A 15,604-nucleotide genomic window follows, 5' to 3' on the forward strand; every position below is an offset into this window, starting at 1 on the left:
CGAAGGCGCGGTCGGGCGCGTCGCATTCGATCTGTCGCCCGTCGTCCATGGTGACCACGCACCGCATCACCGTCCACGGCGCGCTGGACATGCGGCTGCAGCCGAGATCCGCCGTCGACCCGGCCACCAGTAGGGCAACGATTGCGAGCCGCCGGTTCCGTCTCATGATTCCCGTCTCATGAGTCCCCAGATGCCTTGGAAGGCGAGTCCCGTCCAGCGGACCGACTGGCCGCTATCGTGTGGCGACCGGTCCCGCCTGGATCGCGGAGCGAAGCTCGGTCAGGGCGCCGAGGCATGCGGTCGTCGCCGTGCGTTTCTCGTGGGTCGACACGTCGAAGGAGATGACGTTGGTGTTGAGGCGCGAGAGCCGGGTCACCTCCGCCGCGATGCGCTGATAATCGGCCCACGCCTTCGCCGCATCGGCGGTGGCGTCCGAGGCGCTGGCCGGGATCGACGGCCCCGCAGCTCGCAGGGCACCGTCCACCGTCGCGGTGAGCGTCCGGATCTTGGCCTCGATCGTCGTCATCTCGGCGTCCGACGCTTCCGGAATGTGGGCGAACAGGAGGGCCTGGATCCGCGCGATCGCGCTGACGGCCGACGACAGCGAGCGGATGGCCGTCACGTCGGTGCATACGAGGGTCATCGCGTCCACCGCCGTCACGAATCGGTCGAGCGCCGCCGAGCCTTCCTTCGCCAGCAGGCGCCCGGCCTTGAGGTTCGTGTTGGCGACGGCGAGGGCGAGCAGCCGCGCGTCGATGGCCTTCAGCTCGTCCCACTTCGCGCCGAACACGGCGAGCTTCTCCGTCTCCTGTGGGCGGTCGTCCTCGGCGATCAGCTTCCCGAGGCGCGTCTTCAGCTTGTCGATCTGCTCGGCCGAGCGCTTCGACTGCTCGGCGAAGGCCTTCGATTCCTCGTCGGTGGTGGCGACGACGGCGCTCTTCTCGGCCTCCACCGACTCGATGAGCTCCCGCTGGATGTTGTTCACCAGCCCGAGCTTCTCGACCTGCCGCAGGAGAGCCGGGTGGCGGCTGCATGCAGCCGCGCATGCGATCGCGATCGAGAGGATCGTGGCCCTGGACGACCCGAGGGGCAAGAAGTGTCTCCTCCGCACAGCGCGCCCGGGGTGAATCGAACACCCGACCTGCAGGTTCGAAGCCTGACGCTCTATCCAACTGAGCTACGGGCGCAGAGCGAATGCAGGCACTTAGCAGGGACGAGGGAATCGCGGCAACCGGGACTGTGCGAGCGGGTATCCGGGAATGGGGCCCGGCACCACGACCGGACTTCGACGGCGGCCACCCTTTGGTCTTCGACTTCGCGCGCACCGCGCCGCCATCGATGGGGTCCGGCACGGTCGCGCTCGTCGCGGAAGGATGCTACGCTGCCATCGGTGGCACGACGGACGCTGGCGGCGAGATGGCGCTCGCCGCGATCCGCGTCACCCGCGCAGGGCAACCGACGCCGCCTTTCGCCCCGTGCGAATGCCTCCGACCTCACCAAGCAGACGCCGAGAGGGAGCGTTCCCCGATGACGAGCCGATCGGTCGTGGTCCTGATGGTCGCACTTCAGGCGTTGGTGACGAGTTCGGGTGCAGCGGTGCTTTGTCAGAGGCGCTCGGGGGCGATCTTCGTCCGGGACGCGTGCCGGAAGCGGGAATCTTCCGTGGACCCCAATAGCCTCGGCCTCGTCGGTGCGAAGGGCGATCAGGGTCCCAACGGAGCTCCCGGCCAAGCGCGAGCGTACGGGTGTTCGAACGTATCGGCCGATGGCACCCTCGTGACCGCCTGCGCGGATCGGCCGAGCACGAACATCGTGAGCGTGGTTCCAAACTCCATGCAAGACAACGCGACGTGCTTCGTGCTCGATCCGTCGATCGACGCGCAGTCCGCGATCGTGTTGGTCACCTTCAACGACAACACGTTCACCACGTCTGGTACCAACATCGTCCTCAGCGTGGCCGCACAAGCGGACTTGCCCGGGTGTCCGGCGAACTCGGTCAAAGTGGGCACGGCGCGCACGCAGTTCAACGGAACCGGTCTGGTGAACACGGGAGTCCGGCTCGCGGTGAACCTCGCGGTGATGTGAAGCGACGTCGGCGCCGACGCGGGCAGACACTTACCCGACGCGAACGGCGCGTGTCGTCAGGCTGGCCCCGATCACGGGAATGAAGTCGCTGGCTCCCGTCAAGGTCAGGCTCTTGCGAATGGGAGCTGAAGGCCTTCACGAACGCAACAGACGACAGCGGACCCGTAGCTTGTGCCGCGAACGCGTTCGCTGATACCGGGAACCATGCGACCCTGTGTCCTGCTGGTGTCGTGCGTCGTCGGCGTGCTGGTCGCCGCCACCGCCGATGCCGTCGTCTGTCAGAAGAAGAAGTCTGGAACCCTCCGGGTGCGGCCGATCGAGTGCAAGCGTGGCGAGATCCCGTTCGAGGGCGCCTTCGGCCCGGCCGGCCCGCAGGGCCCCGGCGGCGAGCTCCGGATCTACGGGAACGGCTCGGCTGGGCCGCTCACCGTCGAGACTCAGAACGCGTTCGACGATGTGACGAACCTCCAGTTCACGGACCTCACCATTCCGACCACCGCGCTCGTTTTCGTCGCTAGCGGGACCGTCATCCGCTGCACTGGGACGTTCACGAACAACGGGACGCTCCAGGTGGGAGGCGCCGCCGAGGGCGCCAGCCACTTCGTCCCGAATGGCGGCAGCATCGACCCGGCCTCGCGCGGCGCGCATCCCGGCGTCTCGCCTGGAGCGGCCATGAGCGGCGAGCGCGCCCAGAGCGTGAGCAGCTACGCTGGGAGCGGTGGGACCGCGCTCGAGCCGCGCCAGGCGCGCCGGCTCCTCGCGCCGGGGCTCTATGGCGGGGGCGGAGGCGGTTACGGCAGCGGCCAGTTCGGCAGCGGTGGTACGGGGGGAGGATCGGTCACGATTCTTGCCGCGGTGGCCGCGGTGAACAACGGCGTGATCGACGCGAGCGGGACGACGCAGCAGAGCTTCACCGCCGGGGGTGGGGCCGGGGGCATCATCATCGTGGCGTCGCGTGGCAGCGTGACGAACAACGGAGTGTTGCGGGCGGAGGGAACGGCGGGCGGCGACAGCTTCCTCGACGGTGGCGCCGGCGGCGGCGGGGGCGGCGGTATCGTCCATTTGCTTGCGCCGACCATCAACTCCGTCGGATCGGTGGCCGTGGCGGGCGGTGCGCCAGGCGCGACGGGAAGCCCCGGGTCCGTGATCGCCTCGATTCGGTACGGCGGTGGTGGCGGGGGAGCGTGCGGTGGCGCAGGCGGCTACGGTGGGAGCGTCAACAACCAGAGTCCGATCGCTGCGACTGGGGGCGATCCGGGACAGATGTTCGAGTCGCTACTCGACCCGACTTCGCTGTTCTGAGCCGCGATCCACGCTGGGCCCCCGGCACGCTTCGACGTCGCCCTCGAGCCCGAGCGCCCTCAGCCGGAGCCATCGCCCCCCCTACCCGCATGCGGTCTGCTGGGCGACCCATTGAACTCTCCGTGAAATCGACGAAACTGGGCCCCTTGCGCGCACCTTCACCCCCGTGCGTCCCTTCACGGGCTTGCACGACTGCACGCGTTCTCGTCGTGGCGGCCCTCCTGGGCATCGCTGCGCCCGCTCTCGCCCTGACGCTCGCGGATCCGGTCCAGTTCTCGGTGGCGCAGACCTTCGTGGTCTCTCCGTCGATCCCCCGGCCGATCGCCGGGTTGCGCTTCTCGGCCGACGGCTCCACCCTGTTCGCCGTCGGCGCGGCCGATGGGACGACGAGCGCGCTCTACGCCCTGCCCGTCACGCGCGACCCCGGTACCATGGCGGTGACGGCGCTCGGCGCACCGCTCCTCGTCTTCGATGGCGCGAGCCCCGTGGATCCATCCGGGCTCGACGCGGGTCTCGCCTTCGGGCCGGGCGGCACCCTCTTCTACACCTACTTCCCGACGACGTCCCTCGCGCAGCGTCCCGGGGGCGTCTCCGGCGACGAGAGCACCCTCTCGATCCCGGGCGTTCCGAGCCTCGCGGGCCTCACCTTCTCCCCCCACCGCCTCGATGCCGGAACCGGCTTCGGGGCCCTGCAGGTGAGCACGCGCGCCGACACGGAGGAGAACCTCTACGAGGTCGCGCTCGAGCCGGACGGCGTCACCGCCGGCCTCTACGTGCTTCCTCCGTCCACGAGCCCGACTCTCTTCGCGACGCTCTTCGACCCCGGGCCGCCGCGCGTCGGCGGCCAGGGCGTCGGCGGGATCGAGTACTCGCCCGCCGGCGTGTTCGCCGGCGACCTCTTCTATGCGAGCTTCACGCACCGCGAGCTCTGGCGCGTCCTGATCGACCCGTCGACCGGCTTCCCCGACGGCGGCAGCGCCACGCCCACGCAGGACCTGTTCGCATCCGACTTCGCGACCCCGCCGCTGGGGCTCGCCTTCGATCCCATCACCGGCACCGAGCTCTTCGTCAGCACGTGGGACGACGCCACCGACGCCGGCAACACGATCGTCGAGATCGCCGGCTTCGCCGAGACCACGACGACCACGACCGAGACGACGACCACCTCGACGAGCAGCTCCACCTCGACCACCGAGGAGCCGACCACGTCGAGCACGTCCACCTCGTCCTCGACGTCGAGCACGACCGAACCCCCTTCGACCACGTCGACCAGCTCGAGCACCACCTCGTCCACCACCAGCTCGACCTCGACGACCGAAGAACCGACCACCTCCAGCACGTCCACGTCGACGACGACCAGCTCGTCGACCACCACGTCGTCGTCCACCACGACCTCGTCTTCGACGACGACCTCGTCCTCCACGACGACGAGCAGCTCGACCACGACGTCTTCGTCCACGACCACCAGCTCGTCGACGACGTCGTCGACGAGCTCCACATCGACCACGTCGTCGACCACCACGTCCACGACGACGAGCACGACGTCCTCCACCACCACCTCGTCGACGACGACCTCTACGACGACGTCGACGTCGACCAGCAGCTCGACGTCGTCGACCACGACGTCGACCACGACCACGTCGTCCACGAGCAGCTCGACCTCGTCGACTACGAGCACCAGCTCCACGTCCACGACGACTTCGACCACGTCGTCGACCACGACCACCACGTCCTCGACGACCTCGACCAGCACCTCAAGCTCGACCTCGTCGAGCACCAGCACGTCGTCGACCAGCACCTCGACGACGACTACGTCGTCCACGAGCAGCTCGACCTCGTCGACTACGAGCACCAGCTCCACGTCCACGACGACTTCGACCACGTCGTCGACCACGACCACCACGTCCTCGACGACCTCGACCAGCACCTCCAGCTCGACCTCGTCGAGCACCTCCACCTCGTCGACCAGCTCGTCGACCACGACCAGCACGTCGACGACGAGCCCCATCCCGACGACCACGTCGACCAGCAGCTCCACGACGAGCACCACGACCACCACGACGACGTCGACGACGAGCACCTCCACCACCACGTCCTCGACCACATCCACGTCGACCACGACCTCGACCAGCACCTCCACTTCGACCTCGTCGAGCACCAGCACGTCGTCCACGACCACCACGACGACGTCGACGACGAGCACCTCGACCAGCACGTCCTCGACGTCTTCGACGTCGACCAGCAGCTCGACGTCGACGACCGACACGACGACCTCGACGACGTCGGCCAGCAGCTCGACCCTGGTCGCGACGACCAGCTCCTCGACGAGCTCCACGACGACGACCGAGGAGCCCACGACCTCCAGCACGTCCACGACGTCGTCGACGTCCTCCACCTCCACGTCGACCACCGGCGCCACCACGAGCTCCTCGACGACCGTGACGACGTCGACGTCCTCCAGCACCACCTCGTCGACGTCCACGTCGACGACCTCCACGTCCACGACGTCGACCTCGTCGACCTCGACGTCCACGACCACGGCGCCGTCCACCACCTCCACGTCGTCGACCACGAACACGAGCACCTCGTCGACGACCACGACCTCCACTTCGACGTCCTCCACCACCTCGACCTCCACCAGCAGCACGACCACGACCTCCTCCTCGACCACGTCGACGACGCTGCCGCGCGTCTGCGACCCGTCGGACCCGACGTCGTGCGGGGACGGCGATCCCTGCACCGTCGACGCGTGCGTCGATGGGGGAGCGCGCTGCGCGTACGAGCCGCGCGCGGGCATCGCCGCCGTGACCTGCACGTGCGAGCGCGCTCCGCGTTCGGCCTGCGGCGCAGAGGGCGTCCCTACGTCCATAGACCGCCTCTCGAGGAAGGCCTGCGGCCTGTTCACCCAGGCCGCCACCGGTCCCGCCAAACGCCAGCGGCGGCGCCTCTTGCGGGGTGCCAGGTTGGTCCAGCAGGCCATGAATCGCACCGTGCGCGTGGGCGCTTCTGGCGGCCTCTCCGGTGGCTGCGCGTCCGTTCTCCTGGGTGACTTGAGGGACACGCGCGACCGGGCACGCGAGGCGGCCGGAATGCCCTAGATGACGGGGGTCGGGGCCGCCCGCGACCCTCGCCAGCCCTCAAGTCCGGCCCCGGGACCGCCGACACTCCGACCGGAGGTTCATGCCGCAGCCGCAGGCACGAGTGTCGGGAGCGTCCGGGGCCAGAGGGGGCCCCGAATGGCATGCCCGGCTGGCCGCGGCCCTGCTCTCCACCACCGATTCGCACGCTGCGCTCGCCTCCGTCTGCGAGGCGATCGGCACCCTCGTCCGCTGCGATCGCGTCCAGATCTGGCGTGGCGACGTCCGCCAGCTCGCGATGCACGCACAGATCGCCGTCGGCTACGACGCGATCGATCTGGGGCGCCTGCTCGCGCTGCGCGTGCCGATCGCCGGCATGCCGCTCGCGCCGGACTTCCTGGAGCGGAAGTACCTTCCGATCAGCTACGCGCGCGACCTCGGCGACTACGGCGATTTCCTGTTCTCGGACTTCGGCATCCAGGCAGCGGCCTTCGTGCTGCTCGAGCGCGGCGACCGTGTGCTCGGCGCGCTCCAGCTTTCCTGGACCGGCACGCCGGAGCCCCGCTTCCCCGAGCGGGTGCTCGTCGACGTCGTGCGCGACTACGCCGCGCTCGCCGTCGACATCCATGCCCGCACCGGTGAAGCGCAACAGACCGCACACACGCTGTCCGAGACGGCGATGCTCCTGGCGAGCATCCACGATCCCGACGAGCTGCTCGAAACCCTGGCGCGCAAGATCACCGACGCGGTCGGCTGCGACTTCGGCGCCGTCTACCTCCTCGACCCGAAGGCCGAGCGGATGCGCTTCGCCGCGGGAGTCGGTCCCACCCCCGCGCTCCAGGTCATGCGCGCGCTCGAGGGACGCGTGGATCGCTTCGAGAAGCTCCTGGCGAGGAGCGACGACGACGTGCTCGAGTTCGCGGACGTCGCCGCGCTCCCGTCGCTGGTGCGGTACGGCCTCGCCCCGCACGTGTCCTCGTACGTGAACGTCCCGCTGCGCCGGGGCACCGCGCTCGTCGGGTCGCTGACCCTCGGCTACTGCGAGCGGACCGGTCGGTTCGCGCGGCGCCAGCTCGCGCTGGCCAAGGGCCTCGCCCACCCCGCCGTCGTCGCGCTCGAGACCGCGCGGCTCGTGCGCTCGCTGGAGGAAGCGAGCCGCGTGAAGAGCGACTTCGTCGCGGCCGTCTCGCACGACCTGCGCACGCCCATCCACATCCTGGTCGGCTATGCCGAGATGCTGCTCGACGGTGTCGTCGGCGAGCTGACGCACGGCCAGTCCGACCTCGTGACCAGGATCCGCGATCGCGCGCTGCAGTTCCGCGATCTCGTCGACGGCATCCTCTCCGTGGCGCGCATCGAGGGGCAGCGCCAGGGCCAGGGGGCAGCGCCGGTCGACCTGCACTGGCTGTGCGCCGAGCTCGCCCGTGAGCTGGACGACCGCCGGCCATTCGACGTGACCCTCGAGTGGTCGGCGCCGCCGATCCGCGTCGCCGTCGACGGTCCCAAGGTGCGTATGATCCTTCGCAACCTCGTCTCGAACGCGCTCAAGTTCACGAAGCGAGGCCGGGTTGCCTTCACGATCGAGACCGATGGCGCGAGCCTCTGCCTGCGCGTGTCCGACACCGGGCCCGGTATCGCTCCGGAAGATCGCGGCGGCATCTTCGAGATGTTCCAGCAGGGCGACGCCGGGAAGCGCGCCGGCGGCTCCGGGCTCGGGCTCGGGCTCTACCTGGTGCGACGCCTCGCCGACGTGCTCGGCGGCTCTGTCCGCCTGGTCGACGCGGAGCCCGGACGCACGGTCTTCGAGGTCCTGATCCCGATCGTGTCGACGCCGGCGCCGGCGGCTTGACCATCCGCATGCCTTCTCCGACAAGGGACGGCATGGGAACCATCGAGATCCTCTCCCCGGTCGCGCTCGGCCCCATGGAGTCGAAGCCCCTGCAGCCGCGCCGGCCCAGCCTGCGCGGCGCACGGCTCGGCATCCGCATCGATCACGCGTGGCGGTCCTGGTGGACCGCCGCCGACGAGATCGGGCGCCTCGCCCGCACCGAGCTCGGCGTCGCGGACGTCGTCGTCTTCGATCCCGAGTCCCGCATCGGAAGGCCCGAGGACGAGAGCGCCAAGGTCGTCGAGTTCGCGCGTGCCGTCGACGTCGCGATCGTCGGCCTCGGTACTTGAGGGTCGTGCACGTCGTGGAGTGTCCACGACACGATCGTCTGTGAGGAGAGCGGAATTCCCGCCGTCGTCGTCGTGACCCAGGTGTTCGAGAACCTCGCCCGCACGGCCGCGGCCGCGAAGGGGTTCCGCGACCTGCGCGTGCACGTGCTGCCGCATCCCATGGAGTCGCGCCCCGAGGGCGAGATCCGCGCGATCGCGCGCGCCGCCTTCCGCGATCTCCTGCGTCTGGTCGTGTCGGACGTCTGATGGCTCGCGGCACCCTCACCTCGGAGCTGCGCACCGTCGGCGACGATTCCGAGGCCGTGCTCGCGTACGTGGAGGAGCAGGGCTGGGGTGACGGCCTCCCCGTCGTGCCGCCGACCGAGGCGCGGGTGCAGGCCATGCTGGAGGCGACGCCGCTCGCGCCGGCGCACGTGGTGGGCGTCGTCGAGCCGCGCCGGGGCGAGGCGACGGTCGAGAAGATCGCCGTCAACGCAGTCATGGCCGGCTGCCGTCCCGACTATCTGCCCGCCGTCCTCGCCGCCGTCGAAGCCGTCTGCGAGCCGCGCTTCAACCTCGTCGCCCTCAACACGACGACGTGCTGCGCGACCCCGGCCCTCATGCTGAACGGTCCCTGCCGCCAGCGCCTCGGGATCGAGTGCGGCTACTCGTGCCTCGGGCACAACGGCCGCGCGAACGCCACCATCGGGCGCGCGCTCCGGCTCGTCATGCGCAACGTGGGGGGGGCGATCCCCGGCGCGGTTAGCAAGTCCGTCTTCGGGCAGCCGGGGCGCATTTCGCTCTGCTTCGGCGAATGGGAGGAGAAGAGCCCGTGGGAGCCGTTCCACGTCCGCCGCGGGTTCGGCGCCGACGAGAACGTCGTCACGGCCGTGTGCGCGACCGGCACCCAGGACATCGCCGACATCTACGCCGAGACGGGCGAGGAGCTGGTGTGGATCCTCGCGCACTCGATCGACTGGATCGGCAACAACAAGGTCCTGGTCGCGCCCGAGAAGGGCGACATGCTGCTCCTGCTCTGCCCCGACTTCGCGCACAAGATCGCCCGCGACGGCATCGGCGTCGACGACCTGCAGCGCATGCTGCTCGAGGGCACGCGGGCGCCCATCGAACGCTGGCACAGGCGACACTGGCCGAAGCTCGAGCAGCTCGGCTACGTCGACGGCAACGTCGTGCCCCTGGCGCGCGACCCGAAGCAGTTCCTGATCGCGGTCGCAGGCGGCGAGTCGGGGCACCACGCGCTCTACTTCTGCACCTTCGGCCTCACGTGGTCGGTGAGCAAGGCGTTCCGCGTGGACGAGCCCTACTCCGGCGGCGAGTCCTGCGATCTGCCGGGCGCCTGAGCCGTCGTTCCGGCTTGCACCCCCGGCGGTCGGTCAATAACCTGGCGCCCGAGACGGGGGGTTCATGAGCGACGCGAAACACGAGGCCGCGATCGATTCGGTGCTGCGCGAGGATCGCGTCTTCCCGCCGCCCGAGCGCTTCAGCGCCGACGCGTTCGTGCCGAGCCGCGAGCACTACGACGAGCTCTACCGGCGCTCGATCGCCGACCCGGCGGGCTTCTGGGGCGAGATGGCGGCACGCCTGCACTGGCAGCGCCCGTGGGACCGCGTGCTCGAGTGGGAGCCGCCGTTCGCGAAGTGGTTCGTCGGCGGGCGCCTCAACGTCTCCGACAACTGCCTCGACCGGCACCTCGGCGGGCCGCGTCGCAACAAGGCCGCCCTCATCTGGGTGGGCGAGCCGGGCGAGGTGCGCGTCCTCACCTACCAGCAGCTCCACCGCGAGGTGTGTAAGTTCGCGAACGTGTTGAAGGGCCTCGGCGTCGGGAGCGGCGACCGGGTGGGCATCTACCTGCCCATGATCCCCGAGGCCGCCATCGCGATGCTCGCCTGCACCCGCATCGGTGCCACCCACAGCGTCGTCTTCGGTGGCTTCTCGTCCGAAGCGCTACGCGACCGCATGAACGACGCCGGCGCCAAGGTCGTCATCACGGCCGACGGCGGCTACCGCCGCGGCGCGATCGTCCCGCTGAAGGCGAACGTGGACGGCGCCGTCGCCCACACGCCGTCGGTGCGCGACGTCGTCGTCGTGCGCCGCACCGGCGAGCAGGTGCCGATGCACGCGGGCCGCGACCACTGGTGGCACGAGCTCATGAGCGCCGCCTCGGCCACCTGCCCGGCCGAGGCGCTCGACAGCGAGCATCCGCTGTTCATCCTCTATACGAGCGGGACGACCGGGAAGCCGAAGGGCGTCGTGCACTCGACGGCCGGCTATCTCCTGCACGCCATGCAGAGCGCGCAGTGGGTCTTCGATCTGAAGGACGAGGACACCTACTGGTGCACGGCCGACATCGGGTGGGTGACCGGCCACAGCTACGTCGTCTACGGGATCCTCGCCAACGGCGCGACGTCGGTCATGTACGAAGGTGCGCCGAACCAGCCGCAGCCCGACCGTCTCTGGCAGATCATCGACGAGCTCGGCGTGACGATCTTCTATACCGCACCGACGGCGATCCGCGCCTTCGTGAAGTGGGGCGAGGAGTGGCCGCGCAAGCACTCGCTGGCGTCGCTGCGTCTGCTCGGCACGGTCGGCGAGCCGATCAATCCCGAGGCGTGGATGTGGTACCACCGCGTCATCGGCAAGGAGCGCTGCCCGATCGTCGACACGTGGTGGCAGACCGAGACGGGCGGCATCATGATCGCCCCGCTCCCCGGCGCGACGCCGACCAAGCCCGGCTCCGCGACGCTGCCGCTGCCGGGCATCGTCCCCGAGATCCGCACGCGCGACGGCAGGACGCTGGGCGCGAACCAGGGCGGCTACCTCGTCATCACGCGGCCGTGGCCTGGCATGCTGCGCACCGTCTACGGCGACCCCGATCGCTACGTGCAGCAGTACTGGAGCCAGATGCCCGGCATCTACTTCACCGGCGACGGCGCGCGGCGCGATCAGGACGGCTACTTCTGGGTGATGGGCCGGATCGACGACGTCGTGAACGTCTCCGGACATCGGCTGGGCACGATGGAGGTCGAAAGCGCGCTCGTCTCGCACCCGTCGGTCGCCGAGGCCGCCGTGGTCGGGCGCCCGGACGACCTGAAGGGCGAGGCGCTGTCGGCGTTCGTCACGCTCGAGTCGGGCCAGCCGGCGAGTGACAAGCTGAAGCAGGCGCTCAAGGAACACGTCGCCAAGGAGATCGGTGCCTTCGCTCGGCCCGACGACATCCGCTTCACGGACGCGCTGCCGAAAACCCGCAGCGGCAAGATCATGCGCCGCCTCCTGCGCGACATCGCCGCCGGCAAGGCGACCGTCGGGGACACGACGACGCTCGAAGACTACTCCGTGCTGGCGAAGCTGCGCGAGGAAGACGAATAGCCGGCGATGCAGCTCGTCCTGACGAACACCCTCACCGGGCGCAAGGAGCCGTTGCGTCCGCTGCGGCCCGGGCACGTGGGCGTGTACTGGTGCGGCGTCACCGTGTACGGGCGTTCGCACGTCGGGCACGCGCGCGCCTTCATCACCGCCGACGTCCTCTGCCGCTACCTGCGCGCCCGCGGGCTCGAGGTGACGTTCGTCCGCAACTTCACCGACATCGACGACAAGATCATCAAGCGCGCCGCCGAGGAGGACATCACGGCGGCGGCGCTCGCCGAGCGCGAGATCGCGAGCTTCGCCGAGGACATCGCGTGGCTGCGCTGCATTCGTCCGACCCACGAGCCGCGCGCCACCACCCACATCTCCGACATGCTCGCCCTGATCGAGAAGCTCGTCGCCTCGGGCTACGCCTACGCGACGCCCGGCGGCAGCGTGTACTTCCGCGTCCTGCGCTTCGCGTCGTACGGCAAGCTCTCCCACCAGCGGATCGAAGACATGGCGACCGGCGAGGAGAACGATCCCGAGAAGGAGGATGCGCGCGACTTCGCGCTCTGGAAGGCCGCCAAGCCCGGCGAGCCCGAGTGGCCGAGCCCGTGGGGGCTCGGGCGGCCCGGCTGGCACATCGAGTGCTCGGCGATGGCCGCTCGCTACCTGGGCCAGCCGTTCGACATCCACGGCGGGGGCACCGACCTCATCTTTCCGCACCACGAGAACGAGCTGGCACAGTCGGAGGCCGCCGGCGGCTGCGTCTTCGCGAGCCTCTGGATCCACAACGGGATGCTGACCTCCGGCGCCGAGAAGATGTCGAAGTCGCTCGGCAACATCGTGCCCATCTGCCAGCTCGCGAAGCGCGTCCCGGCCGAGGGCGTGCGCCTGCTCTATCTCGGCACGCACTACCGCGCGCCGCTCGACTACTCGACGACGCGTCTCGAGGAGACGCTACGCGGCCTCGACCGGCTCTACGAGACGCTCGCGCGCACCGACGAGGAGACCGGGGACCAGGAGCCGCCCGAGCTCGACGGCGTCCTGGCGGGCGAGCTCACGCCGTTCGAGTCGGAGTTCTGCGCCGCGATGGACGACGACCTCAACGCCGCCAAGGCCGTGGGGCTCGTGTTCGACCGCTCGCGCGACCTGAATCGCGCCCTCGACGCCGGGGACCTCACGACCGCCGTGCGCATCCGTCGCGAGCTCGGTCGGGTGGGCCGCGCCGTCGGCTTGTTCGAGGAACGCCCCGCGTCCTACCTGGAAGAGCGACGGCGTGCGGGGCAGGAGCGCGCGGGGCTCTCCGACGCCGAGATCGAGGCCGCGATCGCCGCCCGCAACGACGCGCGCAAGCGCAAGGACTTCAAAGAGGCCGACGCGATCCGTGCGCGGCTGAAGGACCAGGGGATCGTTCTCGAGGACGGTCCCGGCGGGACGAGCTGGAAGGCGGGTTAGCTCCCACTACGCGCCCAGCGTCTCCTTCAGGCGCGCGATGAACATGCGGTAGATACCCTCGATCAGCCGAGCGACCTCCTCGGTCGGAATGCCGCGCGGCTCGAAGGTGCTGCTCCAGTCGATCGACGTGCGTCCGCCGCCGAGGTCGCGGAGCTCGACCGTCGCCAGATAGTCGGTGAACGGGAACGGGCTCTCCAGCATCGCGTACGAGAAGCTGTGACCCGCCGGGTCGTAGGCTTCGAGCCGCTCGCGAACGGTGGGAGCGTCGTCGCCCGCGACGGTGCGCACGGCGCCGACGCCGTGTCCCTCGACCGGCACGCGGGTTCGTCCCGGCGCCCACGCGCTCAAGTCGCCGAAGTCGGCGAAGCATGCCCAGACCCTTTCGATGGGCGCGACGAGCTCGTCGCGAACCGCCACTCTTGCCATCGTGGACCTCCTTCCCGAGATCTCCAACGATCCGAGCTCCGGCGACAAGCCCAGGCGATCCCGCAGCCGTACGAGGGACTCGTCCGGCGCCGCAGGACACGCCGTCTGCCACCAGCGCGCGACCGCGACCTGTGCCGGCCCCATGTCGAGGACCACGGCCGCCGCGTCGGCCACGTCGAGCACGGCCAGGGCGTCGCCGACACCCTCGGGCAGGCGCTCGAGGGCGGCGTTCAGGCGCGGCGCGAGGATCCGGCCGACGACCCGCGCCGGCACGACGACGCCGCGCGCCCGGAGCACCGCCATCCGCTCCTTCAATCCCGCCAGCGGCTCGCTGTCGGTCGCGACCGCCGTCGCCAGGCGATCCGCCTCGTCGTAACCCAGCATCATCGCCAGCTCGAGCGACGGCACCGGCTCGCGCGCGAGCAGCGGGTCGATGATGGCGGCCACCCGCGCCAGCACCTCGTGCCGCACGCTGCGCACGCGCTCGACCGCGTCGCCCGTGATGCGCGCCAAGAGGCGCTCGCGTTGCACCAGGAAGAGCTCGGTCACACCGTAGCGGACACCGTCGACTTCGCAGCGGAACGGCTCGCTCGGCGCCGGTGGACGCACGCGGACGACGTCGCGTCCTCCCGTGCGTTCCTCGTCCACCTCGACGTCCACGTGCTCGCCCTCGGGCCGCAGCGTGACCGTGTAGCCCGGCAACGTCGGTCGCTCGCCGAGCCGGTCGAGCACGACGGCCGTCGCCGCGATCCGCTCCGGTGTGACCCGCCGCCCCAGCACCACGCGCCCGTAGACGTCGGCGCCGCTGCCTTCGGCCTCGACGTTGCTCCGCGCGGCTACGAGCCGGTCGAGGAACTCCTCCTCTAGGCCCGTGCCGAGCCGTCGCGCGAGATCGAGCGCGCGCCCTGCCTGCCGCAGCACGAGCGTACCCTCGACGCCCGCGAGATCGTCGAAGAACCACCCGCAGCTCGTCTGCATGAGCATGGCATGGCGGGCCATCTCGAGACCCCGCCGCGCCGTCACCACCTCGGCCCTGGTGGCGCCGGGGCGCAGCTCCGCCTCGAGGAAGGCGTGGGTGCGATCCGGCTCGACGACGCAGTCGACGTAACGATCGCGTGCACCCCACGGATCGCGCAGCGGCCCCGCCGTCTCCCGCTCGAACACGACCGCCAGCTCGTCGCGCAGCCAGTCGATCGCGGCGCGCAGCGGCGCGCGCCACGCCTGCGTCCATGCGGGCGGCCCCGCCACGCGACATCCGCAGTCGCTTCGCCATCGCTCGACGCCGTGGGCGCAGCTCCACGAGCTGTCCGGGACGATCTCGAGCTCGTCGCGCGGCGGCGACAGGGCCCGGAACGCCGCGGGACCCAGGAGCGAGACGCCGGGATCGCGCCGCAGGCTCTCGATCGTGTAGGCGATCGCCATCTCCCCGAACTGATGGTGGTGCCCGAAGGTCTCCCCGTCGGTCGCGGCGCACACGAGCGCGTCATCGTCGTCGCGCGCGAGGAGGGTGCGCAGCCGCTCGACGAGGGCGCCGCCGTCGCGCAAGAGCTCGCCGAAGGCCAGGCCCTGCGAGATCGCGGCATCGCGGAAGACGATGTCGATGGCCGCGCCGCTCGGCAGGTTGCAGCGGTAGAGGCGCCGGACGTCCAGCGTCTCGGCCGTGACGTCGCGCCAGCTCGCCTCGTCGCCGCCGATGGGTCGTACGCGCCTCGCCTGGTGCGGCGACAGCATGG

The 15,604-nt window shown here is 70.4% G+C and carries 11 protein-coding genes and 1 tRNA gene; 8 read left to right on the plus strand and 4 right to left on the minus strand.

Annotated elements, in window-relative coordinates:
- Positions 1-232: 232 nt before the first annotated feature.
- A complete protein-coding gene (locus tag VMS22_10795; GenBank protein HXJ34507.1) occupies positions 233-1,093 on the minus strand; it encodes an MCP four helix bundle domain-containing protein in 861 nt (286 codons plus the stop codon).
- 20 nt (positions 1,094-1,113) lie between these two features.
- Positions 1,114-1,187: transfer RNA gene (locus tag VMS22_10800), tRNA-Arg, on the minus strand.
- A 115-nt stretch (positions 1,188-1,302) separates the two neighbouring features.
- Between VMS22_10800 and VMS22_10805 the strand changes: the two genes are divergently transcribed.
- Together VMS22_10805 and VMS22_10810 are read left to right on the plus strand one after the other, a co-directional pair.
- Positions 1,303-2,085: a hypothetical protein gene (locus VMS22_10805; GenBank protein ID HXJ34508.1), complete on the plus strand. Its 783-nt coding sequence runs from the start codon at positions 1,303-1,305 to the stop codon at positions 2,083-2,085.
- Positions 2,086-2,289: 204 nt separating this feature from the next.
- Positions 2,290-3,387: a hypothetical protein gene (locus VMS22_10810; GenBank protein ID HXJ34509.1), complete on the plus strand. Its 1,098-nt coding sequence runs from the start codon at positions 2,290-2,292 to the stop codon at positions 3,385-3,387.
- 901 nt (positions 3,388-4,288) lie between these two features.
- On the opposite strand, the gene VMS22_10815 is transcribed toward VMS22_10810, so the two are convergent.
- Complete coding sequence (locus VMS22_10815) at positions 4,289-6,202, minus strand: hypothetical protein (GenBank protein ID HXJ34510.1); 1,914 nt, start codon at positions 6,200-6,202, stop codon at positions 4,289-4,291.
- Between the two features lie 365 nt (positions 6,203-6,567).
- On the opposite strand from VMS22_10815, the gene VMS22_10820 reads away from it, so the two are divergent.
- The 6 genes from VMS22_10820 to cysS all read left to right on the plus strand — a co-directional run bounded on the left by VMS22_10820 (position 6,568) and on the right by cysS (position 13,445).
- Positions 6,568-8,313, plus strand: coding sequence for a HAMP domain-containing sensor histidine kinase (locus VMS22_10820; protein HXJ34511.1), 1,746 nt, complete (start codon positions 6,568-6,570; stop codon positions 8,311-8,313).
- Between the two features lie 32 nt (positions 8,314-8,345).
- Positions 8,346-8,642: a hypothetical protein gene (locus VMS22_10825; protein ID HXJ34512.1), complete on the plus strand. Its 297-nt coding sequence runs from the start codon at positions 8,346-8,348 to the stop codon at positions 8,640-8,642.
- Positions 8,643-8,714: 72 nt separating this feature from the next.
- Positions 8,715-8,888: a hypothetical protein gene (locus VMS22_10830; GenBank protein HXJ34513.1), complete on the plus strand. Its 174-nt coding sequence runs from the start codon at positions 8,715-8,717 to the stop codon at positions 8,886-8,888.
- Positions 8,888-9,982 carry a hypothetical protein gene (locus VMS22_10835; GenBank protein HXJ34514.1) on the plus strand — a complete coding sequence of 365 codons (1,095 nt, stop codon included), beginning with the start codon at positions 8,888-8,890 and terminating at the stop codon, positions 9,980-9,982. Before VMS22_10830 ends, VMS22_10835 begins: the two co-directional genes overlap by 1 nt.
- A 64-nt stretch (positions 9,983-10,046) precedes the next feature.
- Positions 10,047-12,008: an acetate--CoA ligase gene (gene acs, locus VMS22_10840; GenBank protein HXJ34515.1), complete on the plus strand. Its 1,962-nt coding sequence runs from the start codon at positions 10,047-10,049 to the stop codon at positions 12,006-12,008.
- A gap of 6 nt (positions 12,009-12,014) precedes the next feature.
- On the plus strand, positions 12,015-13,445 hold the full coding sequence (gene cysS / locus VMS22_10845) for a cysteine--tRNA ligase (GenBank protein HXJ34516.1): 1,431 nt from the start codon (positions 12,015-12,017) through the stop codon (positions 13,443-13,445).
- Positions 13,446-13,451: 6 nt separating this feature from the next.
- On the opposite strand, the gene VMS22_10850 is transcribed toward cysS, so the two are convergent.
- Positions 13,452-15,604: DUF3536 domain-containing protein (locus VMS22_10850; protein ID HXJ34517.1), on the minus strand; the 2,153-nt coding region annotated here is incomplete at its 5' end.

The sequence above is a fragment of the Candidatus Eisenbacteria bacterium genome (assembly GCA_035577985.1).
In the GTDB taxonomy this organism is placed as follows: domain Bacteria; phylum Desulfobacterota; class Binatia; order DP-6; family DP-6; genus DATJZY01.